Annotated in this window: 18 protein-coding genes; 3 read left to right on the top strand and 15 right to left on the bottom strand. The window is 73.7% G+C overall.

Annotated features, from left to right (window positions below; all coding sequences use genetic code 11):
* Nucleotides 1–24: 24 nt before the first annotated feature.
* On the bottom strand, nucleotides 25–768 hold the full coding sequence (locus ACIBK5_RS35410; protein ID WP_399026188.1) for an amino acid ABC transporter ATP-binding protein: 744 nt from the start codon (nucleotides 766–768) through the stop codon (nucleotides 25–27).
* A gap of 152 nt (nucleotides 769–920) precedes the next feature.
* Nucleotides 921–1,328, bottom strand: coding sequence for a DUF6278 family protein (locus ACIBK5_RS35405; RefSeq protein ID WP_184588678.1), 408 nt, complete (start codon nucleotides 1,326–1,328; stop codon nucleotides 921–923).
* Between the two features lie 219 nt (nucleotides 1,329–1,547).
* Between ACIBK5_RS35405 and ACIBK5_RS35400 the strand changes: the two genes are divergently transcribed.
* A complete protein-coding gene (locus ACIBK5_RS35400) occupies nucleotides 1,548–3,317 on the top strand; it encodes an SGNH/GDSL hydrolase family protein (protein ID WP_399026187.1) in 1,770 nt (589 codons plus the stop codon).
* Between the two features lie 48 nt (nucleotides 3,318–3,365).
* On the opposite strand, the gene ACIBK5_RS35395 is transcribed toward ACIBK5_RS35400, so the two are convergent.
* From ACIBK5_RS35395 to ACIBK5_RS35355, 9 genes are all read right to left on the bottom strand, one after another.
* On the bottom strand, nucleotides 3,366–4,145 hold the full coding sequence (locus tag ACIBK5_RS35395; protein WP_399026186.1) for an exodeoxyribonuclease III: 780 nt from the start codon (nucleotides 4,143–4,145) through the stop codon (nucleotides 3,366–3,368).
* Nucleotides 4,146–4,188: 43 nt separating this feature from the next.
* Nucleotides 4,189–4,824 (bottom strand): MBL fold metallo-hydrolase, encoded by a 636-nt coding sequence (locus ACIBK5_RS35390; RefSeq protein ID WP_399026185.1) that lies wholly within the window; start codon nucleotides 4,822–4,824, stop codon nucleotides 4,189–4,191.
* Nucleotides 4,825–4,858: 34 nt separating this feature from the next.
* Nucleotides 4,859–6,160, bottom strand: a complete 1,302-nt coding sequence (gene pcaC / locus ACIBK5_RS35385; RefSeq protein ID WP_399026183.1) for a 4-carboxymuconolactone decarboxylase — start codon at nucleotides 6,158–6,160, stop codon at nucleotides 4,859–4,861.
* Between the two features lie 268 nt (nucleotides 6,161–6,428).
* On the bottom strand, nucleotides 6,429–8,540 hold the full coding sequence (locus tag ACIBK5_RS35380) for an acyltransferase family protein (RefSeq protein WP_399026181.1): 2,112 nt from the start codon (nucleotides 8,538–8,540) through the stop codon (nucleotides 6,429–6,431).
* A 166-nt stretch (nucleotides 8,541–8,706) separates the two neighbouring features.
* Nucleotides 8,707–10,893 carry an SWIM zinc finger family protein gene (locus ACIBK5_RS35375; RefSeq protein ID WP_399026179.1) on the bottom strand — a complete coding sequence of 729 codons (2,187 nt, stop codon included), beginning with the start codon at nucleotides 10,891–10,893 and terminating at the stop codon, nucleotides 8,707–8,709.
* Nucleotides 10,890–13,757 (bottom strand): SNF2-related protein, encoded by a 2,868-nt coding sequence (locus tag ACIBK5_RS35370; protein ID WP_399026177.1) that lies wholly within the window; start codon nucleotides 13,755–13,757, stop codon nucleotides 10,890–10,892. The genes ACIBK5_RS35375 and ACIBK5_RS35370 overlap by 4 nt, the downstream gene beginning before the upstream one ends.
* Nucleotides 13,758–13,862: 105 nt before the next feature.
* Entirely contained in the window at nucleotides 13,863–14,444 is a 582-nt protein-coding gene (locus ACIBK5_RS35365) for a sugar kinase (RefSeq protein WP_399026175.1), read from the bottom strand.
* Entirely contained in the window at nucleotides 14,441–15,589 is a 1,149-nt protein-coding gene (locus ACIBK5_RS35360) for an ROK family glucokinase (protein WP_399026173.1), read from the bottom strand. The genes ACIBK5_RS35365 and ACIBK5_RS35360 overlap by 4 nt, the downstream gene beginning before the upstream one ends.
* A gap of 125 nt (nucleotides 15,590–15,714) precedes the next feature.
* Complete coding sequence (locus ACIBK5_RS35355; protein ID WP_399026268.1) at nucleotides 15,715–16,452, bottom strand: GntR family transcriptional regulator; 738 nt, start codon at nucleotides 16,450–16,452, stop codon at nucleotides 15,715–15,717.
* Nucleotides 16,453–16,580: 128 nt separating this feature from the next.
* On the opposite strand from ACIBK5_RS35355, the gene ACIBK5_RS35350 reads away from it, so the two are divergent.
* The gene (locus tag ACIBK5_RS35350) at nucleotides 16,581–17,603 is read left to right on the top strand and encodes a Gfo/Idh/MocA family oxidoreductase (RefSeq protein ID WP_399026172.1); all 1,023 of its coding nucleotides are present in this window, start codon (nucleotides 16,581–16,583) and stop codon (nucleotides 17,601–17,603) included.
* A gap of 36 nt (nucleotides 17,604–17,639) precedes the next feature.
* Here the strand turns inward: ACIBK5_RS35350 and ACIBK5_RS35345 are convergent, their stop codons facing one another.
* A complete protein-coding gene (locus tag ACIBK5_RS35345; RefSeq protein ID WP_399026171.1) occupies nucleotides 17,640–18,326 on the bottom strand; it encodes a response regulator in 687 nt (228 codons plus the stop codon).
* Nucleotides 18,327–18,351: 25 nt separating this feature from the next.
* On the bottom strand, nucleotides 18,352–19,446 hold the full coding sequence (locus ACIBK5_RS35340; RefSeq protein ID WP_399026169.1) for a hypothetical protein: 1,095 nt from the start codon (nucleotides 19,444–19,446) through the stop codon (nucleotides 18,352–18,354).
* A gap of 169 nt (nucleotides 19,447–19,615) precedes the next feature.
* Here ACIBK5_RS35340 and ACIBK5_RS35335 point away from each other — a divergent pair, with 169 nt between their 5' ends.
* A complete protein-coding gene (locus ACIBK5_RS35335; RefSeq protein WP_399026167.1) occupies nucleotides 19,616–21,466 on the top strand; it encodes a caspase domain-containing protein in 1,851 nt (616 codons plus the stop codon).
* A gap of 58 nt (nucleotides 21,467–21,524) precedes the next feature.
* Here ACIBK5_RS35335 and ACIBK5_RS35330 read toward each other — a convergent pair whose 3' ends face one another.
* Entirely contained in the window at nucleotides 21,525–24,422 is a 2,898-nt protein-coding gene (locus tag ACIBK5_RS35330; protein ID WP_399026165.1) for a CHAT domain-containing protein, read from the bottom strand.
* Nucleotides 24,419–25,099, bottom strand: a complete 681-nt coding sequence (locus ACIBK5_RS35325; protein WP_399026163.1) for an RES family NAD+ phosphorylase — start codon at nucleotides 25,097–25,099, stop codon at nucleotides 24,419–24,421. Before ACIBK5_RS35325 ends, ACIBK5_RS35330 begins: the two co-directional genes overlap by 4 nt.
* Nucleotides 25,100–25,101 lie beyond the last annotated feature (2 nt).

Raw genomic sequence — 25,101 nt, 5'->3', positions numbered from 1 at the left:
ATGAGCCGTCCGGTGCCTGCCCGTTCAGTGCTTGAGGATCTTGGAGAGGAAGTCCTTGGCGCGGTCGCTGGTGGGGTTGGTGAAGAACTCGTCGGGGGTGCGGTCCTCGACGATCCCGCCGTCGGACATGAAGACGACACGGTTGGCGGCCGAGCGGGCGAAGCCCATCTCGTGCGTGACGACGATCATGGTCATGCCGTCGCGGGCCAGTTGCTTCATGACCTCCAGAACCTCGTTGATCATCTCCGGGTCGAGGGCCGAGGTCGGCTCGTCGAAGAGCATCGCCTTGGGCTCCATGGCCAGGGCACGGGCGATGGCCACGCGCTGCTGCTGACCGCCGGAGAGCTGCGCGGGGTACTTGTCCGCCTGGTTGGCGACGCCGACCCGGTCGAGGAGTTCACGGGAGCGCTTGTCGGCGTCCTCCTTCCGGCGCCCGCGGACCTTGACCTGCCCCAGGGAGACGTTCTGCAGGACGGTCTTGTGGGCGAAGAGGTTGAACGACTGGAAGACCATGCCGACGTCGGCGCGCAGCCGGGCCAGCGGCTTGCCCTCCTCGGGCAGCGGCTGTCCGTCGAGGACGATCGACCCCGACTCGATGGTCTCCAGCCGGTTGATCGCCCGGCACAGTGTCGACTTTCCCGACCCCGAGGGGCCGATGACCACGACCACCTCCCCCTTGCCCACGGTGAGGTTGATGTCCCGCAGGACATGCAGCTCCCCGAAGTGCTTGTTGACGTCACGCAGCTCGATCAGCGGATCTACGGCCATACTCAGCCCTACTCACTCTCAGCTGTGTGGTGGTTGCCGCAACGTATCCAGGCAAGATCGGACTTGTCGGGCGACACGCACTTTTCGATCATTAGCCGTATTTACATCGCACTTTGGCTCAAAGAGTACGACCAAGGGTACGGTCATGGGCCTCACGCCTCCGCGACTTCCGCGTACAGCTGCGACAGCTCGGGCACGCCGTAGGCGGCCCACTCGTGCCCGGAGTCCACGACGTCGAACTCCCTGCCGGAGGTGAGCCGCACGACGGGCTGCCCGTCGGACCTGATCTCCCAGGCGGCTCCCGGCACGGTGCGCACGATGACGGTGCCCAGGTAGAGACCGGCGTCGTTGCCGAGCCAGGCCAGGGTCTCCTCGTCGTCCCGCCAGCGCGGCAGCAGCTGGTCCAGCGCCTCCAGCGAGGCCGCCGAGTCGTCCAGCCGGACCCCCGCCCGGGACGCCTGGGAGCGGAGCAGTTCGCACTCGGCGAGCAGATCCGCGATGCCCGCGGGGTCGGGGAACCCGACCTTCTGGCGCCGGTTGCCCAGGAAAGGGATGTTCATACGTCCAGCGTGTCATTCGTACCGCCGTACGCACCACAGGCGCGCGGGCCGTCGATGACGGTCGAGTTCACGCCGAGTTCGCGCATGGCGCGTTGACGAGTCCCTGTTGTCTCCCTAGCTTCACCGTGCGTCTTGCGTCTCTGCGTTCATGGTGTCTTCTGTTCCGTCCCTGCGTTTGGTGTTGTCGCGTCGTGTGTCGATGAGCGGGAGGAGTCGGCCGTGCGCCGATGTGTCCGGGGGGTCCTGGTCGTCCTGGCCCTGTGCGGGTCCTTGTTGTCCACGGCGCCGGCGGTTCCGGCGCAGGCCGTCGGGGAGGGACGGGCCGCGCCGGTGCCGCTTGAGCGGCTGTTCGACAACATCGCCGTCAGCGACGACGGCCGGCCCGCGGCGGCCGACTTCGACGGCGCAGGCGCCTCCCTGTCGGCGCGGGACCTCACGGCGGCGGGCTGGGTGCCCGGGCGCACCCTGACCGTCCAGGGGGCCCGGCTGACCTGGCCGCGGCGGCAGCCGGGCGAGCCGGACAACGTCCGTGCCGCCGGGCAGGACGTCCGCGTCACGGGGCGCGGCGACGCCCTCGCCTTCCTGGTGGCGGGCACGGCCGGCACGGAGACGGGCGGCCCGGGCACGATCGTGTACGCGAACGGCACCCGTTCCGGATACCGGCTGACCGCACCCGACTGGCGCACCGGGCCGCTCGCCACGAAGGCGGTGGCCCTGCCGCACATCAACACGCCCGGCGGACAACTCGCCGAGCAGGCCCGCCTGTACGTCGTGACGGTGCCGCTGACGCCGGGGCGCGAGCTCGCCTCGGTCCGGCTGCCGCGCGCCGCCGGGCTGCATGTCTTCGCGGTCTCGGTGCGGACCGCCACGCAGGGCTGGACGGGGAGCTGGACGACGTCGACGGGCGGCTATGCCGCCGTGGGGCCCTGGACGGACCGGACGCTGCGGCTGGTGGTGCGCACCTCGGCGGGCGGGCCCCGGGTGCGGATGCGGTTCGACAACACCTTCGCGGCGGCCCCGGTGCGGATCGGCGGCGCCACGGTCGCCGTGCGGGCCTCGGGCGCGGCGGCACGCGGGACGCCGGTGCCGCTGTCCTTCGCCGGTGAGGAAAGCGTGGAGATCCCGGCCGGCGCCCAGGCGTACAGCGATCCGCTGGGCTTCGCGGTACCGGCGGACGCCGATCTGCTGGTCAGCTTCCATCTGCCCGGCCCGGTGCCGGCGGCGCCCCTGCACCGGCTCGCGCAGCAGCGGTCGTACGTCAGCGAGCCCGGCGACCACACGGCGGACGGTACCGCCGTTGCCTACACCTCGGTGATCACCAGCTGGCCGCTGCTCGCCGGCGTCGACGTGGGCGGCGGGCCCGGGTCCGTGGTGCTGCTCGGGGACTCGATCACCGACGGCGACAAGTCCACCGTGGACGCGAACCGGCGGTGGCCGAACGTGCTGGCCGGCCGGCTGCTGCGGCAGAGCGCCGTGCCGCGCTACGGGGTGCTGAACCAGGGCGTCTCGGGCAACCGTGTGGTCACCGACCGGTATCCCGGCGACGGGGTGTCCACGGACACGGCCGGGGTGAGCGCCCTGCACCGGTTCGACCGGGACGTCCTCGCCCAGCCGTCGGCCCGTACGGCGATCGTCTTCGAGGGCGTGAACGACCTGCGCTGGGACACCTCGGCGGAGCAGGTGATCGCGGGGCTGCGGGAGCTGGCGGCGCGCGGGCGGGCCCGGGGCCTGCGGATGCTCGCGGCGACGATCCTGCCGTGCGAGGGCGAGACGCGGTGCACGGCGGCCGTCGACGCCGAGCGGGTCGCGGTGAACGAGTGGATCCGCACGGGCGGTGTCTTCGACGGCGTGCTCGACTTCGACGCCGTCGTACGCGACCCGGCCGACCCCGCGCGGATCCTGCCCGTGTACGACAGCGGCGACCATCTGCATCCCGGGGACGCGGGTCTTGCGGCGCTGGCGGAGTCGGTCGACCTGCGGTTGCTGTGAGCCGGTCGTCCGCGGCCGCTGTGAGCTGCCGTCCGGCGCCGCGGTGGGCTACACGTCCAGGTCGACCACGACCGGGGCGTGGTCCGACGCGCCCTTGCCCTTGCGCTCCTCACGGTCCACGTACGCGTCCTTGACCGCCTGGGTGAACGGCGCGTTGGCGTACACCAGGTCGATGCGCATGCCGCGGTTCTTCGGGAAGCAGAGCTGGCGGTAGTCCCAGTACGTGAAGGGGTGCTCGTACTTCAGGGGCCGCGGGACCACGTCGGACAGGCCCGCCTCGCGCAGGGAGGCCAGGGCGGCGCGCTCGGCGGGGGTGACGTGGGTCGCGCCTTCGAAGGCCGCGCGGTCGTAGACGTCGTCGTCCGTCGGCGCCACGTTGTAGTCGCCCATCACCGCGAAGGGGCGGCTGCCGGCCGCGTCGCCCGCGACGGCGGCCTTGAGGGCCTCGAACCACTGGAGCTTGTAGGCGTAGTGCGGGTGGTCCACCTCGCGGCCGTTCGGCACGTAGACCGACCAGACGCGGAGCGGGCCGCAGGTCGCCGAGATGGCGCGGGGCTCCACCGAGCCGTCGAACCCGGGGTCGCCGGGCAGGCCCTTGACGACATCCTCGATGCCGACGCGGGAGAGCACCGCCACGCCGTTCCACCGGCCGGTCGCGTGGACCGCCGACTCGTAGCCCAGCTCGCGCAGCTGCTCCACGGGGAACTGCTCCTCGCCGACCTTGGCCTCCTGGAGGCACAGCACGTCCGTGCCGCTGCTTTCCAGCCAGGCCAGGAGCCTCGGCAGGCGGGCGGTGATCGAGTTCACGTTCCAGGTCGCGATGCGCATGTCCCACAACCTACCCGGAGGGTCTGACAACGCCGCCCGGGCCTCAGAGGTCGGCCGACGACCCGGGAGCGAGCCGCAGGTGCTCGGCCCCGGCGAGGCCGCCGATCTGGTGGTCGTAGATCGGGCGGGCGATATCGGTGAGGTAGGCGTCGTGGATGTCGTAGGCGCGCTGCGGGCCGAGTTCGCGGACGTAGTCGATGACCTCGGAGATCTTGCTCCACGGCGCCATGACCGGGAGCATCAGCGTCTCCACCGGATGGTCGGGGACGGTGAGCGCGTCGCCGGGGTGGAAGACCTTGCCGCCGTCGACGAGGTAGCCGACGTTGGTGATGCGCGGGATGTCCGGGTGGATCACCGCGTGGAGTTCGCCGTGGACCTGGACGTCGAAGCCGGCGGCCGTGAACGTGTCGCCGTGGCCGACGGTGTGCACACGGCCGGGGAAGGCGGACGAGATCTTGTCCGCGACCGCCTTGAGGGTCCAGATCTCCGCGGCCGGGTTGTTCTCCATCGCGGCGCGCAGCCGGAGCTCGTCGAAGTGGTCGGGGTGCTCGTGGGTGACGAGGATGGCGTCCGCGCCGAGCGCGGCGTCCTCCTCGCTGAATCCGCCGGGGTCCAGGACGAGGGTCCGGCCGTCCTTCTCGAGGCGGACGCAGGCGTGCGACATCTTCGTGAGCTTCATGACTCCATCCTGCCCCTCCGGGTCGCGCCCGCCCTCACTCCTGGGGCGTGGTCTCCTCGCGGATGACCTGCTGGGCGACCTTGAACGCGCTGTTCGCGGCCGGGACGCCGCAGTAGACGGCCGCCTGGAGCAGCACCTCCTTGATCTCGCCCGGGGTGAGGCCGTTGCGCAGGGCGGCCCGGATGTGGAAGGCCAGCTCGTCCAGGTGGCCGCCGGCGACCAGGGCGGTGAGGGTGACGCAGGAGCGGGTGCGCCGGTCGAGCCCGGGGCGGTCCCAGATCTCGCCCCAGGCGTAGCGGGTGATGAACTCCTGGAAGTCCCCGGAGAACTCGTCGGCCTGCGCCAGCGCCCGGTCGACATGCGCGTCGCCCAGCACCTCGCGGCGGACCTTGAGCCCGGCGTCGTAGGGGTCGGGGCGTCCCTGCGCCGAGGGCACCGCGACCGGGGCGATCTCGGCGACGGGCCCGGTCTGGAGGGGCTGCGGTACCGGGGACAGGGCCGGCTTCACGGCGGCCGCGGGCAGGGCCGTATGGCCTGTGGAGGTGTCGAAGCCCGGCTGCCAGGCGGTGGAGAAGTGCCGCACCAGGAGGTCGGTGACCGCCGCGGGCTGCTCCACCGGCACCAGGTGGGATGCGCCGGGGACGACGGCGAGGCGGGCGTCCGGGATGCCGGCGACCAGGGTGCGGGCCTCGGCAGGTCCGGTGACCTGGTCGTCGGAGCCGACGAGGACCAGGGTGGGCACGCCGACGCGGCCCAGTTCGGCCCGGACGTCGAACGAGGCGAGCGCCTCGCAGGCGGCGATGTAGCAGCCGGGGTCGGTGGTGCGGACCATCTGCACGGCCCACTCGGTGATCGCGGGCTGCGCGGCGGCGAACCCGCCGGTGAACCAGCGCTCGGGCGACGTGCGGGCGATGGGGTCGAGGCCATTGGTGCGGACGATCACGCCTCTCTGCCGGAACTCGTCGGCCGTGCCGAAGCGGGGCGAGGCCGCGATCAGCGCCAGGGAGGCGAGCCGCTCGGGGTGGCGCAGGGCCAGCTCGATGCCGACCGCACCGCCGAGCGCGCAGCCCGCGTAGCCGAAGCGCTGCACGCCGAGCCCCTCGAGGGTGGTCAGCAGCCGTGTGGTGAGGTCGTTGACCGAGCCCGCCGGGTACGCGGGAGCGCCGCCGTGTCCCGGCAGGTCGAACCGGAAGACGCGCCAGTGCTTGATCAACTCGGGGATCTGGCGGTCCCACATGTGCCAGGTCGTACCGAGTGACGGACCGAGGATCAGGACGGGCGCGTCCTCTGGCCCGTCAAAGCGGTATTGAAGGGTGTTGGTCGTACTCTCACTCACCCGACTCACGCTCCCACATCTCACGATTTCTCACGTACCTGGGGCGCAACCCCGTGCAAGCCGTCCCACTTTGTGGCGGCTCCGCGAAGATCTTCGACATCCGGCTTCACGTACCGCCCCTGGGTGGCCGCCACCCCCGTTGCCCAGGTACGTGAGGCATGACGCGCGAGCATCGTACCGACGCGCCTGAGCTGTCCCGGTTGTCAGGGGTTCCAGAAGACGTGGGCGAAGGCACTGACACCGCCGGTGAGGGGTTCGTGCGGTGTGTTCAGGGCGCACCCATGAGGCGGTCCAGCGTTGGCGCGAGAAGCGGGGCGAGTGCGGCGGCGTAGGCCTCCGAGAGGTGGCTGTCGTCGCGGTAGACGGCGGTGTCGGCCACGACCACGGGGCAGGTGCCGGTGCGCGGGGCGCAGAGCCAGGGGGTGGGGTCGATGACTGTGGTGGCCGTGGTGGACGCGGCGGCGCGGAGGGCGGTGCCGCGGTCGGCGTCGTAGGTCGCGTCCGGCAAGTGGTTGGCGCAGGCGCGCAGTTGCAGGGAGTTGCGGGCGGCGCAGTCGATCGGGTCGCCCTTCGGCCATGGGGTGTCGAGCAGGGCGGCGACCCGGACTCCGGAGGCGCCCAGGCCGCGGAAGGTGTTCTCGAAGCCGCTCGTCCACTGGTGCAGGAGGTCGGCGGCGGGGCGGGCCGGGTCTCCGGCGTCCGAGGAGGAGACGACGACCAGGTCGGGGCGCAGGGTCCGGATCCTGGCCATGGCGTTGGAGCGCCAGGTGTCGCACGCGGTGTACGGCTTGTGGCCGCTGTTGATGGTGACCTCGGCGACCTTGCAGGAGGCCTTCGTCAGCGAGACCAGCTTCCAGCCCCGGGTGGTCGCCAGTCGTTGCAGGGCCGGGAACCACTGGGCGGCGTGGGAGTCGCCGAACAGCACGACCGTGCGGGAGGAGGTCCTGTCGCCGTAGACGCAGGGCCCGGTGCGGGTGGCGGCGTAGTCGACGTGGCAGCCGTCCCGGTAGACCGCGGAGCGGGAGGACTTCACTCTGGGCAGGGGCGGGGCGAGGTTGCTCGGCAGGGCGGTGGGGGACGACGCGAGGAGCTCGGCCAGGCGTGCCTGCGGGGCCGGTGCGTCGGAGAGAGCCCGCGCCAGCCCGGGCGCGGGGCCGCCCACCTCGATCGTCGGCGGGACGGCGGTCGCCGTCAGGGACAGCGCCGAGGTGCCGGCCGACAGCGCCGCCCCGAGCACCAGGGCGCGGCGGGGGCGCCTGCGGAAGGCCCGGTGGAAGCGGACCGGGTTCTCGACGAGGCGCAATGTCAGCCACGCCAGGCCCAGTGCCGCCGCGGACAGCCCGAGCGCGAGCGGCACGTCGGCTGTGCCGTCTGCGCGGCCCAGCGCCGCCGGGGCTATGACCAGCAGCGGCCAGTGCCACAGGTACCAGCCGTACGAGAGTCCGCCGAGCCACACCAGCGGTCGCCGCCCCAGCAGCCACCCCGCGCCGTGCCGGGTGGGCGCGCAACCGCCGGCCAGGACGAGCACGGTACCGGCGACCGGCAGAAGAGCGTGGTAGCCGGGGAAGGGTGTCTCGTCGTCGTACCAGACGGCTGCCAGCGTGACGCAGGTCAGGCCGAGCCAGGTCAGCGGGGCCGCGAGGGCGGCGGGCAGCCGTTCCAGCCGGCCGGTGCCCAGTGCCAGGAGCGCTCCGGCACCCAGTTCCCAGGCCCGGGTGAGGGAGCCGAAGTACGCCCAGGGGGCCGAGGAGTTCGTCACGAGGAGGCCCGCCGCGAACGACCCCAGGCACAGGACCCCGAGCGGCACCGCGACCAGTCGGCGCCGGCCGCGGGCGAGGCGCCAGGTCAGCAGCAGGAGCAGCGGCCACACCAGGTAGAACTGCTCCTCCACGGCGAGCGACCAGAAGTGCTGGAACGGCGACGGCGGGCTGTTCTGGGCGAGATAGTCCGTACCGGCCGCCGCCAGCCGGAAGTTGACCGCGTACAGCGCCGCGGCGAGGGCGTCGCCCGCGTACTCGGCGAGCCGCGCCTTCGACAGGAACAGCCACGCTCCGCCCAGCGTGACGGCGATGACCAGGGACGACACGGGAAGCAGCCGCAGTGCCCGGCGGGCGTAGAAGGCACGGACCGATATCCGGCCGGTGCGGGAGAGTTCGCGCAGCAGCAGCGACGTGATGAGGAAGCCGGAGATCACGAAGAAGACGTCGACGCCGATGTAGCCGCCGCTGACCTGGGTCACTCCGGCGTGGGCGAGCACCACCAGCCCGACGGCCACCGCGCGCAGCCCCTGGATGTCGAGCCGCAGAGCGTGGCCCTCGGGCGGTGCGGATGGGCCGCTCGCCGGGACGGTACGTATCTCGGCGGACATGACGCTCGGCATCAGGTGACTCCTCGGGGAACCGACATGCTTCGGATAGAAAGATCGGTCCGGCCCCCGCATGCGGTTCCGCTGCTGTCGCCCCGGTTCGCCTCAGCTGCGAAGATTCAACCGTACGAAACCATCGGTTCACCCGCGTTCAGCCCGGTGACAAGAGACGCGACGGTGCTCAGAGGTCGCCCGGCAGGCCGAGTCCGGTCAGTGCCCCCACCGGGTCCAGGTCGGGGGTGCCTCTCGGCCACCAGTCGTCGTGGCCCGGCTCGGACTCGTAGGCGTACCACAGGCCGTCGCGGCCCAGACGGAGCTGGACGTGGCCATGGGGGTGGGTGAGGTGGTTGCGCCGGGGGCGGAAGGCGGGCAGGTCGGCGGCGAGGAGGAGCGGGCGGGCCCGGTCGAACCGGCCGGCCGGCGGGTCCCACGGCTCCTCCAGTACGGCGAGGCCCTCCAGTCCGCCCTGCCGCCAGGCGGCGACCGCGCGGGCCAGCTCGGACCGCGTGCGGCCCGCCGCGGCGGCGAGGGAGGCGTAGAGCGCCCGGGTGCCCGCGGTGAGTCCCGAGCCGGGGCGGGCCGCGGCCAGGCGGACCGCGTCCTGCCAGAGGGTCAACTGCCCCACCGGGTCACGGCCGGTGGCGAGCAGGGCGTGTGCCCGGGCGGCGGCGTCCGTGGCCAGCTGGTCCAGCGCGAAGGGGTCGGGACCGCCGGGGGACGCCGGGTAGGCCGGGGGCTGCTCGGGATGCGCGGGCGTGGGCAGCGGCGTCGGCAGGGGCGGAAGGGCGCGCGGTGCGAGGGCGTCACCGGCCCGTACGCCGGGGAGCGGCTCCGGTTCCCTGTCCTGGGCGGCACGCGCCGCGCGGGTGGCGCTCAGCCGGGACAGCGCGTCGAGCAGGTCCCGTTCGCCCCGGCCGCGCAGCAGGAGCAGGACGAAGGGGTCGGCGTCGAGCAGCCGGGCGGTCTGGTAGCAGAGGGCGGCGGCGTGCTTGCAGGGGTGGCCCCGGTCGGGGCAGCTGCACCGCGGTTCCAGGTCGCCGGGACCCGGCAGCAGGGGCACGCCGCAGTCCGCGAGCGACTGGGGCATCTCCTTGTCGAGGAGGGCCGCGATATGCGCGGGCCGGTCGACGGCGGCGTCCAGGAACCGCTCCCAGTCGGCGTCGTCGAGCGTGCGCAGCCGCACCTGTACGCGGTAAGGGCGCGGGCGGCTGCCCTGTACGTAGGCCAGCACCAGTCCGGGCGTCACGGTGATGGCGTCGACATGCCCCTGCCCCGCGTAACCCCGCCCGCGCTCCAGCCGCTTGGCGTCCAGCGCGCCCTGCTCCAGCGCCGCGACCCACGCGTTTCCCCACCAGCTCTCGGCGAACCCCTTGCCGTCGGGCTCCCGGGGCGGGGAGGCCGGGAAAGTACGGCGGAGTTCGCTGTCGCGGCTGGGGGCGGCCATGGAGCGGGGGTTCTGGGGGACGGTGTGCGGGCGTACCGCTTCTCGGGGGGTTGTGGGCGGCGTGGGCCAGGGGTTGGAGGTCGCGGGGTGGTCGGGAGTCGGCGGGTCAGGGGGCGAGGTGCCGGGGGGCGGCGGGCTGTGCGGCGCGTCGGCCCTGGGGTGAGGCGAGCGGCCGGGGCCCGTTTCGTCGGAGTCCTCAGGCTCCGCGTCCGGCTCGTCCGCGTCCGTAGGCATCCGGAAGAGGTCGCCCAGCAACTGCCGTACGTCACGCGCTCCCCCGCCGACGGTGTGCTCGCCCGCCCTCCGCTCAGACTCCGGCCTCTCGTGCGCGGCGCCCTGCCGGGCAGCCCGGCGCCCGCGCCCGGCCGCTTCGCGCGCGCTCTCTTCCCGTGCCCGCCGCGCGTCGTCCCGTGCCGCGCGCAGCGCCTCACGCGCGACGTCCCCCGCGCGCGGACCGGGCTGCTCGGCGGCGCCGCCGGGAGCATCGTCGAGGGCGCCTCCCGGCACGTCGGCGGGCGCGCTCCCGCCCTCGTCCTCGGGCGGCCCGCCGGACGGAGCCGCCCCCGGCCCACTACCGCCGCCGTCGCCCGCGGTGCTTCCGCTGAGGGCCCCGCTGCCGCCACCGCGGCTCGACGGGTCACTCGGCACCCCCTTCACCGCGTCATTGGCCGCAGGCACGTCCCCCGGGGAGCCCGCCTCACCCCCGTCGGCCCCGCGACGCTCGGACACCGCCCTGCGCAGTGCCTCGCGGGCCGCGTCCCCGGGTCGCGCGGTCTCCTGGTCGGCGGCTTCCCGGGCCGGGGACGGTGCCGTGCGAGGAGCGGACGCCGGGCTGGGAGCGGCTGCCGGGTCCGGGTCCCGGTTCGCCTGCTCCCGGGCGGCACGCAACGCCCGGCGGGCCTCGTCGGCCCCGCTGTGGGTCATGACGTCCTCCGCAGGGAGACCAGGTCGGACAGCTCGCGGTCCGTCAGTTCGGTGAGGGCCGACTCGCCGGAGCCGAGGACGGCGTCGGCCAGGGCGCGCTTGGCCTGGAGCATCTCGGCGATACGGTCCTCGACCGTGCCCTCGGTGATGAGGCGGTGGACCTGGACGGGCTGGGTCTGGCCGATGCGGTAGGCGCGGTCGGTGGCCTGTTCCTCGACGGCCGGGTTCCACCAGCGGTCGAAGTGGACGACATGGCCCGCGCGGGTGAGGTTGAGGCCGGTGCCCGCGGCCTTCAGCGACAGGACGAGGACGGGGGTCGAGCCGGCCTGGAAACGGTCCACCATGCGCTCCCGCTCGGGGACCGGTGTGCCGCCGTGCAGGAGGTCGACCGGGACGGCCCGGGTGGCCAGGTGAGTGGTGATCAGCCGGGCCATCCCCACGTACTGGGTGAAGACGAGCGCGGAGCCGTCCTCGGCTAGCAGTGTGTCCAACAGCTCGTCCAGCAGGGCGAGTTTGCCGGAGCGGGTGGCGAACCGGTCGCCGCCGGGCCGGGCGTGCTCCGGCGCGTGGTCCTCCTTCAGGTACAGCGCGGGGTGGTTGCAGATCTGCTTCAGCGAGGTGAGGAGCTTCAGCACCAGGCCCCGGCGGGCCATGCCCTCGGAGGTCTCGATGGCGAGCATCGACTCGCGGACCACCGCCTCGTACAGCGCGGCCTGTTCCCGGGTGAGCGGGACCGGGTGGTCGGTCTCCGTCTTGGGCGGCAGCTCGGGGACGATGCCCGGGTCGGACTTCTTCCGGCGCAGGAGGAAGGGGCGGACCAGGCGGGCCAGGCGCTCCACGGCCTGTTCGTCCTCGCCGGTCTCGACGGCCCGGGCGTGCCGGGCGCGGAAGGACTTCAGCGGGCCGAGGAGGCCCGGTGTCGTCCAGTCGAGCAGCGCCCACAGCTCCGACAGGTTGTTCTCGACGGGTGTGCCGGTCAGGGCGACCCGGGCGGGGGACGGGATCGTGCGCAGCGCCTTGGCCGTGGCCGAGTAGGGGTTCTTGACGTGCTGGGCCTCGTCGGCGACGACCATGCCCCAGGTCCGCTCGGCCAGGGCGGGGGCCGCCGAGCGCATCGTGCCGTAGGTGGTGAGGACGAAACCGCCCTCCAGGCCTGCCAGGCTGCGGTCCGGGCCGTGGAAGCGGCGGACGGGGACACCGGGCGCGAAGCGGGTGATCTCCCGCTGCCAGTTGCCCAGCAGCGAGGCCGGGCAGATCACCAGGGTCGGCTCGGAGCGGGCCCGCTTCAGATGCAGGGCGATGAGGGTGACGGTCTTGCCGAGGCCCATGTCGTCGGCGAGACAGCCGCCGAGGCCCAGGGAGGTCATCAGCTCCAGCCAGGCCAGGCCCCGGAGCTGGTAGTCGCGGAGGGTGGCGTGCAGGTCCGGCGGCGGCTCGGCCGGGCCGATGCCCGCGGTCATGCGGTCGCGCAGGCTCGCCAGGGCGCCGACCGGGACCGCCTCGACCGTCTCGCCGTCCACGTCGGCCGTACCGGTGAGGGCGACGGACAGCGCGTCGACCGGGTCGAGCAGGCCCAGGTCCCGCTTGCGGGCCTTGCGGACGAGGGCCGGGTCGACCAGCACCCACTGGTCGCGCAGCCGGACGACCGGACGGTGTGCCTCGGCCAGGGCGTCCATCTCGGTGTCGGTGAGCGGATCGCCCCCGAGTGCCAGCTGCCAGCTGAACCGGAGCAGGTCCTCGCTCTCGAAGAAGCCGGTGCCGTCCTTCGCCGAGCCGGGGGCCGCGTGGACCACCGCCGTGGCGGACAGGTCCTGGGCCAGGTCCCTCGGCCAGTGCACGGCTACCCCGGCCGCGGCGAGCCGGGTGGCCGCGACCCCGAGCAGGTCGTTCAGCTCCTCCTCCGTCAGCGCCAGCACGTCGGGCACGTCCTGGTCGGAGAGCCGGTCGAGCGGGGGCCAGACCCGGGCCGCCCGGCGGACCGCCAGGGCCGCGTCCACCCGCGCGCGGGGACCGAAGGCGTCGTCGGCCCCGCCCGCCCAGAGGGAGGCCGCGTCGGCCATGAGGGTCGGGTCGGCGAGGCTGTGCACCTGGACGATCGCGGCGCCGGCGCTGCGTACGCCGCCGGAGGAGTCGTCGAAGAGGTCGTACGCCGACAGGTCCAGGCGGAGCGAGATCCGCACCCCGGCGTCCATGCCGGCGGCGACCTCGGCGGCCCAGTCGTGGGCGTCGGGCAGGCGCTGGGCCTCCCGGGCGGCGAAGGGCCTGCCGGAGGTGTGGGGCGCGGCCGGGGTACGGGGCAGGGTGTCGGCGACCGCGTCCAGGAAGGCACGCACCAGCGCTTCCGGTTCGGGGAGGCGGATCGGGCCCGGGCCGGGCAGCGGGACGGCGTGCCCCTCGTACGGGAGGGCGGCGGCCACGGCGCGCAGGTGCGCGATGTCGTCCGGGTCGAGAGGGCCGGCACGCCACGCGTCGTGCCCCGTCGCGGTCAGGCCGGGCAGCAGCCGGCCTCGCGCGGTCAGCCGCAGGGCGTGCAGGGCGGCCGCTCCCCAGCAGGCGGTGGCGGGGTGCGCCGCGGGGTCGTGCCGGGCGCGCACCAGGAGCGGCAGGGCCGCCTCCAGCGGGAGGGACAGCGCCGGGGTGGTCCGCCGCCGCACACCGGCGCCGTGCCGTCGTACGACGGTCAGCTCGGTGGCCGGGGCCTCCTCCGGGTCCTCCGTGTCCCCGGTGCGCAGGGGCTCGCCCTCGGGGTCCCAGAAGGCGATCCGCCCGTCGCGCGGGAGGGGCGCGGGCAGGAAGACGGCCGGGAGCCGGACCGGGACCGCCGGCTCCCCCACCCGCGCGGCCACCGCGGCCGTGTCGCCCATCGCCCTGCCACCTCCCGTCCCGCGTGTCGGATCAGTTGTCTCCGACTCTACGGGCGGGGTCTGACAACCGGCCCCCGCGGCCGCACCGGCCCGCTGGACTGCGGGTCAGGGCACCGTCCGGGAGACCACGAACACCCAGGGGTACGCCGGGTTGGACAGGTCCACGACCACGTCATGCGTGGGGGCGGGATTCTTCTGCCGGTGTACGACGCCCGACCACAGGCCGTTGTCGGCGAACTTCCAGCCGGTGACCTTCCGGTCGCGGGCGCCGATGGTGACGTTGTCCTTCTTCAGGTCGTCCCGGGTCAGGCCGAGGCCCGTCAGATACGCGTCCAGACCGGCCGAGTTGGTCTCGAACTGGGCGTACAGGCGGCTGGTCTTCCAGTTGTTGGTCTCGTAGTACGCCACGTGCCAGGCCGGGTGCGGGACGGGCACCTGGTAGATCCGGCGCTGGAGCTTGGAGGGCCAGCCCTCGGTGAGGCCGGTCGCGGAGTACTTGGCCTCCTTGTCCTTGCCGCTGTCCCGGCTCTGGTTCGCGGAGATCACCAGGTAGCCGGCCGGGATGCCGATGAGCAGCACGATGATCAGCAGGGTGAGCGCCCTGCGGCGGATCATGTGGCCGCGGTCCTCGACGGGACGCTCCGGCTCGTCGGGCCAGGGGCCCTGGTGGGGCAGCGAAGCGGTCACGGCGTCTCCTGGGTGCTGCGGAGCGACTGTGCGTACCGCTCGTAGCGCTCGTGCCGCTCCACCCGGCGGCGCTTGGCGCGGCGGAAGCGGCGGGCGACCAGCCGGGCCAGGTCGGCGGCGCCGACCATGCCGGCCTCGGGGCCGAGCTGGGCCCGGGTGATACGGGCCTCGGGGCGGTAGCCGCGGCCCGTCAGATGCCGGCGGAAGGCGTCCCGCGCGGGGCCGATCAGCAGGTCGTCGGCGGCCGAGACACCGCCGCCGATCACGAAGCAGGAGGGGTCGAGGGCGGCCGCGAGGTTGGCGATGCCGACGCCGAGCCACTGGCCGATGTCCTGGAGCAGCTCGATGCACATGGCGTCGCCGTCGCGGGCCAGCTCGGTGATCATCGGGCCGCTGATCTCGGAGATGTTGCCCTTGACGTGCTCGATGATCCCGTACGCCACCGGCGAGTCGGCGGCGGCCAGCTCGCGTGCCTCGCGGACCAGGGCGTTTCCGGAGCTGTACTGCTCCCAGCAGCCGCGGTTGCCGCACGGGCAGCGGTGGCCGCCGGGTACGACCTGCATATGGCCGAACTCGCCGGCGACGCCGTACTTGCCGCGCTTGACCTGGCCGTCCTCCAGGATCGCGCCGCCGATGCCGGTGCCCAGCGTGATCATGACGAGGTGGTCCTCGCCGCGGCCGGCGCCGAAGCGCCATTCCGCCCAGGCCGCGGTGTTGGCGTCGTTGTCCACGAGGACCGGTACGGAGAGCCGGCCCGAGAGGCGGTCGCGGAGCGGTTCGTTGCGCCAGGACAGGTGGGGGGCGAACAGCACGCGGTTGCGGTCGGCGTCGACCCAGCCGGCGGCGCCGATGCCGACGGCGTGCACGTCGTGCCGGTCGGAGAGGTCCAGGACCAGTTCGGCGATGGTGTCCTCGACGACCTTGGGGCTCTTGGACTTGTCCGGGGTCTCCGTGCGGAGCTTCTCCAGGATGTTGCCGTCGGCGTCGACGACGCCCGCCATCACCTTCGTACCGCCGATGTCGATGCCGACCGTCGGCACGCGGGGTGCCGTCAGGTGCGAGCGGCGCTCCCGGGTGCCGACGGTGCGCAGGGCCGTGGCACGGCGGGAGCCGATGGGGGCGGTGAAGTCGCGATAGGTGCTCATCGGGCCCGATTCTGCCTCACGGTGGGGGTGTGTGCGGAGCGGGGCAGGGGCGGGGTGGTGCGGGTCATCGCCGGGTGCGGGTGGGGTGGGGGCTGAGCGCGCAGTTCCCCGCGCCCCTGAAAAACCTAGGTCCGCACCAGGAGCTGGAACTCGAACGAGTAGCGGGTCGGGCGGTACGTGTGTGTGCCGTATTCCACTGCTCGGCCCGTGTCGTCGAACGTGACGCGTTGCATGGTGAGCAGGGGCGCGCCGGTCTGCTCCGCCAGGCGGTCCGCCTCCTCCGTCGTCGCCGCCCGGGCGCCGATGGACTGGCGGGCGCTGTGGAGGGTGATGCCGGCGGCTCGCATCAGGCGGTAGAGGCCGGTGGTCTCCAGCTGGTCGGTGTCGAGGTCGATGAGGCCGGGGGGCAGGAAGTTGCAGAGGTAGGCCATGGGCTCGCCGTGGGCGAGGCGGAGGCGTTCCACGCGGTGGACGTCGCTGTCCTCGGCGACGCCGAGTGCGGCGGCGACCTCGGCGGAGGCGGGCACGAGTGTGTTGACCAGGACCTTGGTGGCCGGGCGCTGGCCCGCAGCCTCCAGGTCGTCGTAGAGGCTGCTGAGCTCCAGCGGGCGCTTGACCTGGCTGTGCACGACCTGGGTGCCCACGCCGCGGCGGCGGACGAGGAGGCCCTTGTCGACGAGCGACTGGATGGCCTGGCGGACGGTCGGCCGGGACAGGCCGAGCCGGGCCGCGAGCTCGATCTCGTTGCCCAGCAGGCTGCCGGGGGTCAGCGTGCCGTGCTCGATCGCGGCCTCCAGCTGCTGGGACAGCTGGAAGTACAACGGCACGGGAGAGCTGCGGTCCACGCTCAGCTCGAGCTGCACGGTCGGGTCCACTTCTGGTTTCGGCACGGGCCGAGCGTAGCTCCGTGCGTTGTTGACGGGAAGTTGTGTAGTCAGATTGTCCGGACAAACAGATTGACAGCGGCGGCCTGTGCACGCACTTTGTTCACATGCGCATCGGGGTCATCGGTACGGGCCGCATCGGCACGATCCACGCGAACACGCTCAGTAGGCACCGCGACGTCGGGTCCTTGATCCTCACGGACGCGGACCCCACGCGGGCCCAGGATCTGGCGCACCGGCTGCGTGAGACGGCGGCGCCGGGCGTGGAGGAGATCTTCCGCTGGGGGGTCGACGCCGTGGTGATCACGACGAACACGTCCGCCCACGCCGAACTGATCGGTCGGGCAGCACGCTCGGGCCTTCCGGTGTTCTGCGAGAAGCCCATCGCGCTGGACCTGCCGGGGACCTTGAGCGCGATCGCCGAGGTCGAGACGGTGGGGACGGTCCTCCAGATGGGCTTCCAGCGCCGCTTCGACACGGGCTACACGGGCGCCCGCGAGGCCGTGCGGTCCGGCAGGCTGGGGCGGCTGCACACCGTCCGGGCGCTGACCAGTGACCAGTCGCCGCCGTCCGCCGCCTGGCTGCCGCTGTCCGGCGGGCTGTACCGGGACACGCTGATCCACGACTTCGACGTACTGCGCTGGGTGACGGGCCGGGAGGTGGCCGACGTGTACGCGGCCGGGTCCGACGCGGGGCCCGCGATGTTCCGCGAGGCCGGCGACGTCGACACCGCCGCCGCGCTCCTCACCCTCGACGACGGCACGCTCGCCACGATCACCGGCTCCCGGATGAACGGGGCCGGCTACGACGTGCGCATGGAGCTCGCCGGGGAGCGCGACCAGATCGTGGTCGGCCTGGACGACCGTACGCCGATCGCGTCCACGGAACCGACCGGGCCGCCGGCCGCGGACAAGCCCTGGACGGGCTTCCTGGAGCGCTTCGGCCCGGCCTACGAGGCGGAGCTGAACGCGTTCGTCGAGGTCGTCCGGGGCGAGCGGGCCAACCCCTGTGACGGGCGCGAGGCGCTGCAGGCGCTGCGCGTCGCCGAGGCGTGCGAGCTGTCCCGACGCGAGCGCAGGGCGGTGCGGCTTGCGGAGATCCCCGGCGGTGCCGCCCAGACGTTCGCGTGACGGCGGGCCCGTACGAGGACGACCGGGCGCCGGGGGTCAGTGCCCCGTGCGTTCCTCCCCCTCGTCCTCCAGGAGCCCCGCGTCGTACGCCAGCAGCGCGATCTGCACCCGGTTGTTGAGGTCGAGCTTGGCCAGGATGCGTGAGACGTGTGTCTTGACGGTGGCGACGCTCATGAAGAGGCCGGTGGCGATCTCGGCGTTGGCCAGGCCCCGGCCGACCGCGACGGCCACCTCGCGCTCGCGGTCGTTGAGGACGGCCATGCGGGCTCGCGCGCGTGCGCGGCGCGTGTCGGCGGCGGTGCCGACCGCGTGCCGCATCAGCTGACGGGTGACGGTGGGCGACAGGACCGGGTCGCCGGCCGCGACCCGGCGCACGGCCGCGAGGATCTCGGCGGGCGGGGTGTCCTTGAGGACGAAGCCGGCGGCACCCACGCGCAGCGCCCGCAGCACCTGTTCGTCGGCGTGGAAGGTGGTGAGCACCACCACCTGCGGGGCGTCCTCGCGGGCGCGCAGCCGCTCCGTGGCCGTGAGACCGTCCACCGTCGGCATCCGGATGTCCATGAGCACGACGTCCGGGCGGGTGCGGTCGACGAGCGCCTCCACCTCTCCGCCGTCGGCGGCCTCCCCGACGATCTCGATGTCGTCGGCGCCGCCCATCATGAAGGACAGTCCGGCCCGCACCAGCGGGTCGTCGTCGACGAGGAGAAGTCTGATCGCAGTCATGGGCGTTACGTAATCACGGCCGCGCTCAGGCGCGCAGCGTCACTCCGTACAGGGTGCGCAGGCGACGGATCTCCCACCAGACCACCGCCGTCACCGAGGCGGGGCCGCCGAGGACGGCGAGGCCCTGGATCACCGGCGGGCCGGGCGGCAGACCGCCCGCGACCAGGCTGATGACCGCGAACTCCCACACCAGGGTGCCGGTCAGCAGGGCGGGGAGCGCCGCGTGCACGGTCGAGGTGTTGAAGCCGGTGCGGATGGCCGGGCCGGTGGCGAAGCCGATGAAGAACAGGAGCCAGACCAGGGGCAGGGCCGCCGCGATGATCAGCCAGGGGGCGGGGTCCGTCGCCGCGGCGGAGGACGACATGTTCCGGCCGAGCAGGATGATCGCCCCGCCGAGCAGCGGAAGGGCCGTCACGGCGCCGACGTACCACCCGGCCGACCGCAGGGCGGCCCGCACGCTGGCGCGCATCGCCGACCGCCGCTCCGCCGACGCCCAGCGGAAGAGCACCGCGATCACGACGGGCGCGCTCAGCAGCAGCAGCGGCGGGGTGACCGCCAGCCGCATCATGTACTGCTCCTGGGCCTCGGCGACGTCCTCCGGTTTGCCGTAGACGGCGAGCAGCATCAGGGACATGGCGGCCGCGGTCCAGGCCCGCACCTTCTGCACGCGCGTGACGTGCCGGTCGTCGACGGCCCGGTGCCCGTACCCCGGGAAGAGCCGGTGGGCGCGGTTGCGGGCCGAGCGCGCCAACGAGTAGCCGACCACGAGCGGCAGGAACGCGAACCAGGTGCACGAGCCGAGCAGCACCAGCCACAGGCAGCCGGAGGTGTTCGACCGCCCCTGCCGCAGCAGCTGGCGCAGCGAGGGCCATTCGCCGGCGCGCGGACCGCCCTGCCCCGCCCCCGGGTGAGGCTGCGGCGGATAGGGATGGGGATGGGGGTAGGGATACGGCTGCGGCTGCGGCGGGTAGCCGTACGGGGCCGGGGCCGGCTGCGGGGGTACATAGGGGCCCGCGGCCGGCGGCGGCGGATAGGGGCCCGTGGCCGGAGGCGGCGGATAGGGGCCCCCGGCCGGTGGACCGGGCGGCTGGTACGGATGGGCGGGTCCCCCGAAACTCACGTGGTGTTCCTTCCGTTACTCGCGGTGCTGAAGGCGGCACAAACATCAGCCATCTCCGCAGTCAAGTCAACTGGCTTCGGCGCGCGGGGTCATGAGGTTGCGCGCGGGCGCCCGGCATGCGCCCCGGAAACGCCCTGCCCGCGCCCGGCGGACCTGGAAGGATCACCGTATGCGCACCGTGTACGCCCTGTTCGTGGGCATCGACGACTACCCCGGCGCGCCGCTGCGCGGCTGCGTCAACGACGTACGGGCGGCGGAGAACTGGCTGCGCGGCAGGAGGGGTCCGGAACCTCGCGTCCGGACGCTGTACGACGCCCGGGCGACCCGGGCGGCCGTGCTCGCGGGCCTGGAGGAGCACTTGGGGCGCGGCGGCCCCGGCGACACCGCCCTGCTGTGGTTCAGCGGGCACGGCAGCCAGAGCCCGACCACCGACCCGGGCGAGGCCACGGGCTGGTCCCAGGCGCTGGTGTGCCACGACAGCCTCGTCCCGGGTGGGCAGCCGGTGCTGCGGGACACCGAACTGGGCGCGCTCCTGGACCGCGTCGCCGCCCGTGGCACCCATGTCGTCGCGGTGCTGGACTGCTGCCACTCGGGCGGGGCGACACGGGAGGACACAGGCGGTGCGACGGTCCGGGGCGTGCCCTGGCAGTCGTGGTGGCACTCGGGGTCACGCGAGGGCGGCGGCCCGGGGCCCGAGCAGGCTCGGCATGTCCTGCTGGCCGCGTGCCGTCCGCAGGAGCTCGCGCACGAGAAGGTCATCGACGGGCGGACCCGGGGCCTGTTCAGTCATGCGCTGCTGAGCGCGCTCGACGGTCTCGGTCCCTCGACCACGTACGGGGAGGTGCACGCGCTCGCCCACGCGCGCGTGCGCGTCCGGGGCCACGTCCAGCATCCCGAGCTGCGCGGCCCGGAGGACGGCGGTTTTCTGTCCGGCGAGCCGGTGCCGGCCTCGCCGTTCCTGCTGCGGCACACGGCGTGGGGATGGGAGGTCAACTGCGGCGCGGCGCACGGGCTGCGGTCGGCGGGCGCCGAGTTCACCCTGGCCGGGGACGCCGTGGAGCGCACGGTCGTGGTCCGGGAGGTGCGGGCCGAGTCGGCTGTGGTGGACCCGGTCGACTGGCGGCCGACCCCTGAGGACGAGCGGGTGGCGCACGCCGTCACCCCGTCGGCCATGGCGTTCCCCCCGGCGGTCGTGACGCTGTCCGGTGAGCCGGCCGCCGTACGCCTGGTCGCGGAGGCCGTCGCGGCGGTGCACGCGCTGGCCCTGGAGGCGGACGGGCCGCCCGCGGCGGAAGGGGTGCTGCGCCTGCGTGTGGAGGCCGGGTACGGCAGGGCCCGGGTGTCGGGCGGCGCCGGGCATCCCGTGCCCGAACTGCCGCTGGAGTCCCCCGCGGACGCGGCCGGCGTCACCGACTGCCTCGCCCACATCGCCCGTTGGCACCACATCCGGGACCTGGCCAATCCCGATCCACTCCTGTCGTCGCTGGTACGGATCACCGTCGAGGAGACGCCGGTGGGCAGTCTGCGTCACTCGGCGGACGGCGAGATCGTCTGCGCCTACACACCTGACGGCCGTGAACCGCAGGTGCGGGTCGGGGTCCACAACTTCTCCGGACGTGACCTGTGGGCGGTGCTCCTCGATCTGACGGACGGCTACGGCTCGTCCCCGCACCTGTTCGAGGGTGAGTTCATCGGGGACGGCAGGGCCGGGTGGGCCCGGCGCGGGCAGCCCGTGTGGATGCGGCTGCCGCCGGGGCGTTCGAAGGTGCGGGGTGCCTTCACCCGGGACTGGCTGAAGGTGATCGTCGCGGAGGAGGAGCTGAACCTAGCGCCCTTCCGGCTGCCCGCCTGGTCCTCCGCCGACCCCTCCGGCGCACGCCTCAGCCCGGCCCCGACCGGTGGAGGCGGCCTGCTGCGAGTGATCGGGGCGGGCGTCAAGGACGGCCGGGACGCGGGCGGTCCGGCCCTCGGGGCGGCCCGGTGGGGGACTGCACAGGTGGTCGTACGCACGGAGGTGTGAGGAGCACGGAGGTGTGAGGGGCACGGAGGTGTGAGGCGCACGGAAGTGTGAGGAGCCGTCACCAGCCCAGGTGGGTGAAGCCCGCCCACGCGGTCAGGTCGGTGCCGTCGATGTGCCGTACCCGTGCCCGCAGCCGGTCCGGCATGCCGGGCGGCACCTCGCGGCGGTCGTTCAGCATCCACGACTGGGCGCTGCGCAGCGCCGCTCCGGGCGGCAGGCCCTCGTGGCTCATGAAGTGGTGGGTCATGTACATCAGCAGGGACGTCGCCTCGTCGGGCACGGGCCACAGGGAGCCGATGACCGAGCGGGCGCCCGCGACGAGGAACGCGGTGGACAGGCTGTACGCCTCGTCGTAGCCGTGCCCGGAGACGTTGGTACGGCAGGCCGCGAGCACGACCAGGTCCAGGCCGCGGTAGCGGGTCGCGCCCTCGGTCAGCTCCTCGGCGGCCAACCGCCCTCCGGACAGGGCGAGATAGGCGCTGTGCCGCTCCCCCTGGCGTACCACTCCGTGGCAGGCGAGGTGCAGCAGTCCGCCCTGCTGCCGGTGCAGCCAGTCGGTGACGGCGGCGGGCGTGGCGGCGCCGGGGCCGAGCAGGTCGCCGTCCGGGTGGAAGACGCTGTGGACGGCCTCGGCCTCTTCACCGGCGTGGTGCAGGTCGTGGGTCGGGTTGCCGACGACCAGGGTCCTGCGGGTGCCGGCGGCGGGCCGGGCGGCCACATCGCACAGCAGCCGGGCGGAGGGCAGGTAGGAGATGTCCACCTCCTCGCAGGCGTACGTCCGCGCCTTGCGCCGACCACGCACGCGTGCCGCGTGCCAGGGCACGACGCCCAGGGCACCCATGGGGACGAGCACCACCGAGGGCACCCGGCCGTAGCCGCGCGGGAGCCGGCTGAGCAGCGGTTCCATCACCGCCGTACCGGCCCAGGCGCACACCTGTTCAAGGGCGGCGCGGCTCGTAGCGGGGCTCGGGGCCGGCCCGGGCGGGGCGTCGTCCCCGGGCGGGCCGCCGGCGTCGCGGCCGGGGGTGCCGGTGGCACGGCCGGGGGTGCCGGTGGCGCGGCCGGGGGTGCCGGTGGCGCGGTAGGCGGTGAGCGGGGGTGCGTCGAGGGTGAGGCCGGGCAGGTCGAGGGCGTCCGTGGCGCCGTCGGCGGTGACGACGACTGCGGCGCCGGAGCCGTGCCGGGGGCCGAGGAGTCCGGGCACCTCCTCGTCACCGGGCACCAGGTAGACCAGCGCGGTCGCGCCCATCGCGCGCAGCGCCGAGCCGATGTCCCCGGGTGAGGGCACATCCAGCAGACCCTGCTGCCGAGGGGAGCCGGCCAGCGCCTCCAGGACCCGCCGGCGCAGTCGGCTGGAGGGCCCAGCGACCGCGGCCTGAGCGGCCATCAGCAGCTCCTCCCCCGGCTCGGGCACACTGCCCGCCGCCTGCCATTCCCGCGCGAGTTCCGCCCGGCCCAGCTCCCTCAGCATGTCGGGCACGGTGACGGCCACGGTCGCCGCGTGCAGGACGAGGCCGCGACCCGCGTCCAGGGCCTGTACGGCATCGGCGTGGGCGCCGTCGGCCAGACACCAGCGCGCCACGTCGAGGGCCTGGCCGCCCGCCAGCCGGGCGGTCTGCGCGGCGTGGGCCGTACCGGACTGGAGCAGGGAGCTCCAGGCCGCCGCCCGCAGGCAGTCGAGGCCGACGCGGCGGGAGGCGTCGTAGTTCAGGCGTCTCGTGCGGGCGTCGTGCGTGTGCTCGTCGCCGCGCTGGCGGTAGGCCCTGGCCAGCGACATGCCGGTGCCGCCCCACAGGGGGTGGTGGGGGCCGCCCGTGAGCTTCAGGGTGTGCCGCAGCCAGGCGATGCCCTGGTCCAGGTGGTCGAGTCGGTCGGCAGCGGGTGCGATGGGGAGGCCGGCCAGGGTGCAGTGGGCGACTCCCAGCGTGCCCGTGCTCCGGATCCATCGCTCGTCGTCCGGTTCGAGCAGCTCCAGTGTGGCTTCCTGGAGTTCTATGGCGTCCAGCATTCCCTGGTGGTCCATCGCCGGCAGGGCGCGTGCTCCGACCGCGAAGGCCGCCTCGGCCAGTTTGTCGGCCTGGGCGTTGCGCGGCAGCCCCGCGATCCGGCGGCGGATCTCGTGCGGCGGCGTCGCGGCGCCCGCCCCTTCGGCAGCGGGTTCGAAGCGTCCGGTGCGTTGTGCTCGCAGGAGTCCCAGGTGACTCCGGGCGCCTTCCAGATTCGATTCGAACGCGAGCATGTCGACGTGTTCGGCGGGCAGTTCCTCCAAGGCCCGTTCGAGCACGCGGATCTGCTCGGCCAGGGCCTCCTCGTCGGCGCTGCGGGCCGCCTGGTGCACACGGAACAGGGCGATCTGCGCGTTCAGGGCCACCCGCTCGTCCGGTCGCAGTGCCGCGGTCTCGACGACGCGCGCCATGTCGTCCACGGCGGTGTCGAAGTCATCCTCGCCGCCGCCCAGTTGGGCGAGATAGGTCCGCAGGATGGCACGGGCGAAGTCGAGATTCTCGTGGGTCCGGGTGCCGGACGGAACCACGGCCCGGGCCCGTTCGATCCGGGCGATGGCACGCTCGATGTCGGCGGGGTCGGTGAGGTGCCGCAGGCCGAACGCGCTGTTCTTGACCACGACGTCGGCCTGCCAGATCTCGTCCGCCGGCCCGTGGTCGCGCACCTCCTGCCAGAGTTCCTCCTCGCGCACGGGGTCGAAGAGCGGCTGTTCGAGCCGCAGGATCGGCAGCACGCTCAGCACATGTCCCGCGCGCAGGCCGGACATGACGGTGCCCTGGGGCAGCGCCGCCCAGTCCCCGATCAGCCGGTCGTACGCTTGCCGCGCCGTCGTACAGCCCAGCCGGTCCAGTACCAGCTGGGTCATCCCGGCCAGCTCCTGGCCGTTCACGACGCCCTCGATCCGTCGCTCGATCTCCCAGCGCAGCGCCTGAAGGTCGTACGGAGTCGTCATCCCACATCCCCCGCTCTCGCGGACCGCGGCGCGGTTCGCGTCCGGTACGGCGCCAGCACCCCGTTGAGCCAGCGCTCGCCCTCCTCGGTCCCGAAGTCGACGCCGGGAGCGCCCGTGGGTTCCAGCACCGGCGGCCCGCCCCGGTCGTCGAAGAGGATCGCGACCCGGTCGGCGGGCTCGCGCTTGGACGGCCAGACGAAACCCTGGGCCCAGGGCTCGGTGTGCCGGCGGATCCAGTGGCCCCAGTCGCGGGTCTGCGGGTAGTCCGCGCCCTCGGTGTGCACCAGCCACGCGTCCTGCGCCACCGCCGCGAGATCCGCGCCGGACATCAGCGAGACGACCTCGATGTCGGTGGCCAGCCTGAGGAAGGAGAGGCTGCGGCGTTCGAACGCCACGCGGGGCAGCAGCCGGTGGCCCGCGTCGGAGTCGAAGGGCAGTGAGCGCAGCAGCACCTCGCAGACGGCGGCGCCGACGCCGAAGCCGACATAGAGGTAGCCGTAGCGGTCGTAGGGGGTGCTGTCGAAGCGGCCGCCGTAGTAGAAGGCGTGCGAGGGGCGGGCGTTGTACGCGGCCGGCGGACGGTGGGTGGAGTGCACGCGGTAGACCGGTGTGCCGGCGCGCAGGACGGCGCGGGTCGGTTCGCCCGGCAGGGCCTCGGGCGGCGGGTACTTGCCCATGG

Origin of the sequence: Streptomyces sp. NPDC050546 (assembly GCF_044457425.1) — a bacterium.
GTDB lineage: Bacteria > Actinomycetota > Actinomycetes > Streptomycetales > Streptomycetaceae > Streptomyces.
The sequence above is the reverse complement of the archived record's forward strand: the minus strand, read 5'-3'. Positions and strand labels throughout refer to the sequence as shown.

Excerpts from the sequence above, each read along its gene's own strand:
- ACIBK5_RS35330 (WP_399026165.1), bottom strand. The coding sequence starts at position 24,422 with ATGACGACTCCGTACGACCTTCAGGCGCTGCGCTGGGAGATCGAGCGA.
- ACIBK5_RS35380 (WP_399026181.1), bottom strand. The coding sequence starts at position 8,540 with ATGCCGAGCGTCATGTCCGCCGAGATACGTACCGTCCCGGCGAGCGGC.
- ACIBK5_RS35325 (WP_399026163.1), bottom strand. The coding sequence starts at position 25,099 with ATGGGCAAGTACCCGCCGCCCGAGGCCCTGCCGGGCGAACCGACCCGC.
- ACIBK5_RS35350 (WP_399026172.1), top strand. The coding sequence starts at position 16,581 with ATGCGCATCGGGGTCATCGGTACGGGCCGCATCGGCACGATCCACGCG.
- ACIBK5_RS35360 (WP_399026173.1), bottom strand. The coding sequence starts at position 15,589 with ATGAGCACCTATCGCGACTTCACCGCCCCCATCGGCTCCCGCCGTGCC.
- ACIBK5_RS35375 (WP_399026179.1), bottom strand. The coding sequence starts at position 10,893 with ATGACCCACAGCGGGGCCGACGAGGCCCGCCGGGCGTTGCGTGCCGCC.
- ACIBK5_RS35410 (WP_399026188.1), bottom strand. The coding sequence starts at position 768 with ATGGCCGTAGATCCGCTGATCGAGCTGCGTGACGTCAACAAGCACTTC.
- ACIBK5_RS35405 (WP_184588678.1), bottom strand. The coding sequence starts at position 1,328 with ATGAACATCCCTTTCCTGGGCAACCGGCGCCAGAAGGTCGGGTTCCCC.
- ACIBK5_RS35390 (WP_399026185.1), bottom strand. The coding sequence starts at position 4,824 with ATGAAGCTCACGAAGATGTCGCACGCCTGCGTCCGCCTCGAGAAGGAC.
- ACIBK5_RS35370 (WP_399026177.1), bottom strand. The coding sequence starts at position 13,757 with ATGGGCGACACGGCCGCGGTGGCCGCGCGGGTGGGGGAGCCGGCGGTC.
- ACIBK5_RS35345 (WP_399026171.1), bottom strand. The coding sequence starts at position 18,326 with ATGACTGCGATCAGACTTCTCCTCGTCGACGACGACCCGCTGGTGCGG.
- ACIBK5_RS35335 (WP_399026167.1), top strand. The coding sequence starts at position 19,616 with ATGCGCACCGTGTACGCCCTGTTCGTGGGCATCGACGACTACCCCGGC.
- ACIBK5_RS35395 (WP_399026186.1), bottom strand. The coding sequence starts at position 4,145 with ATGCGCATCGCGACCTGGAACGTGAACTCGATCACCGCCCGCCTGCCG.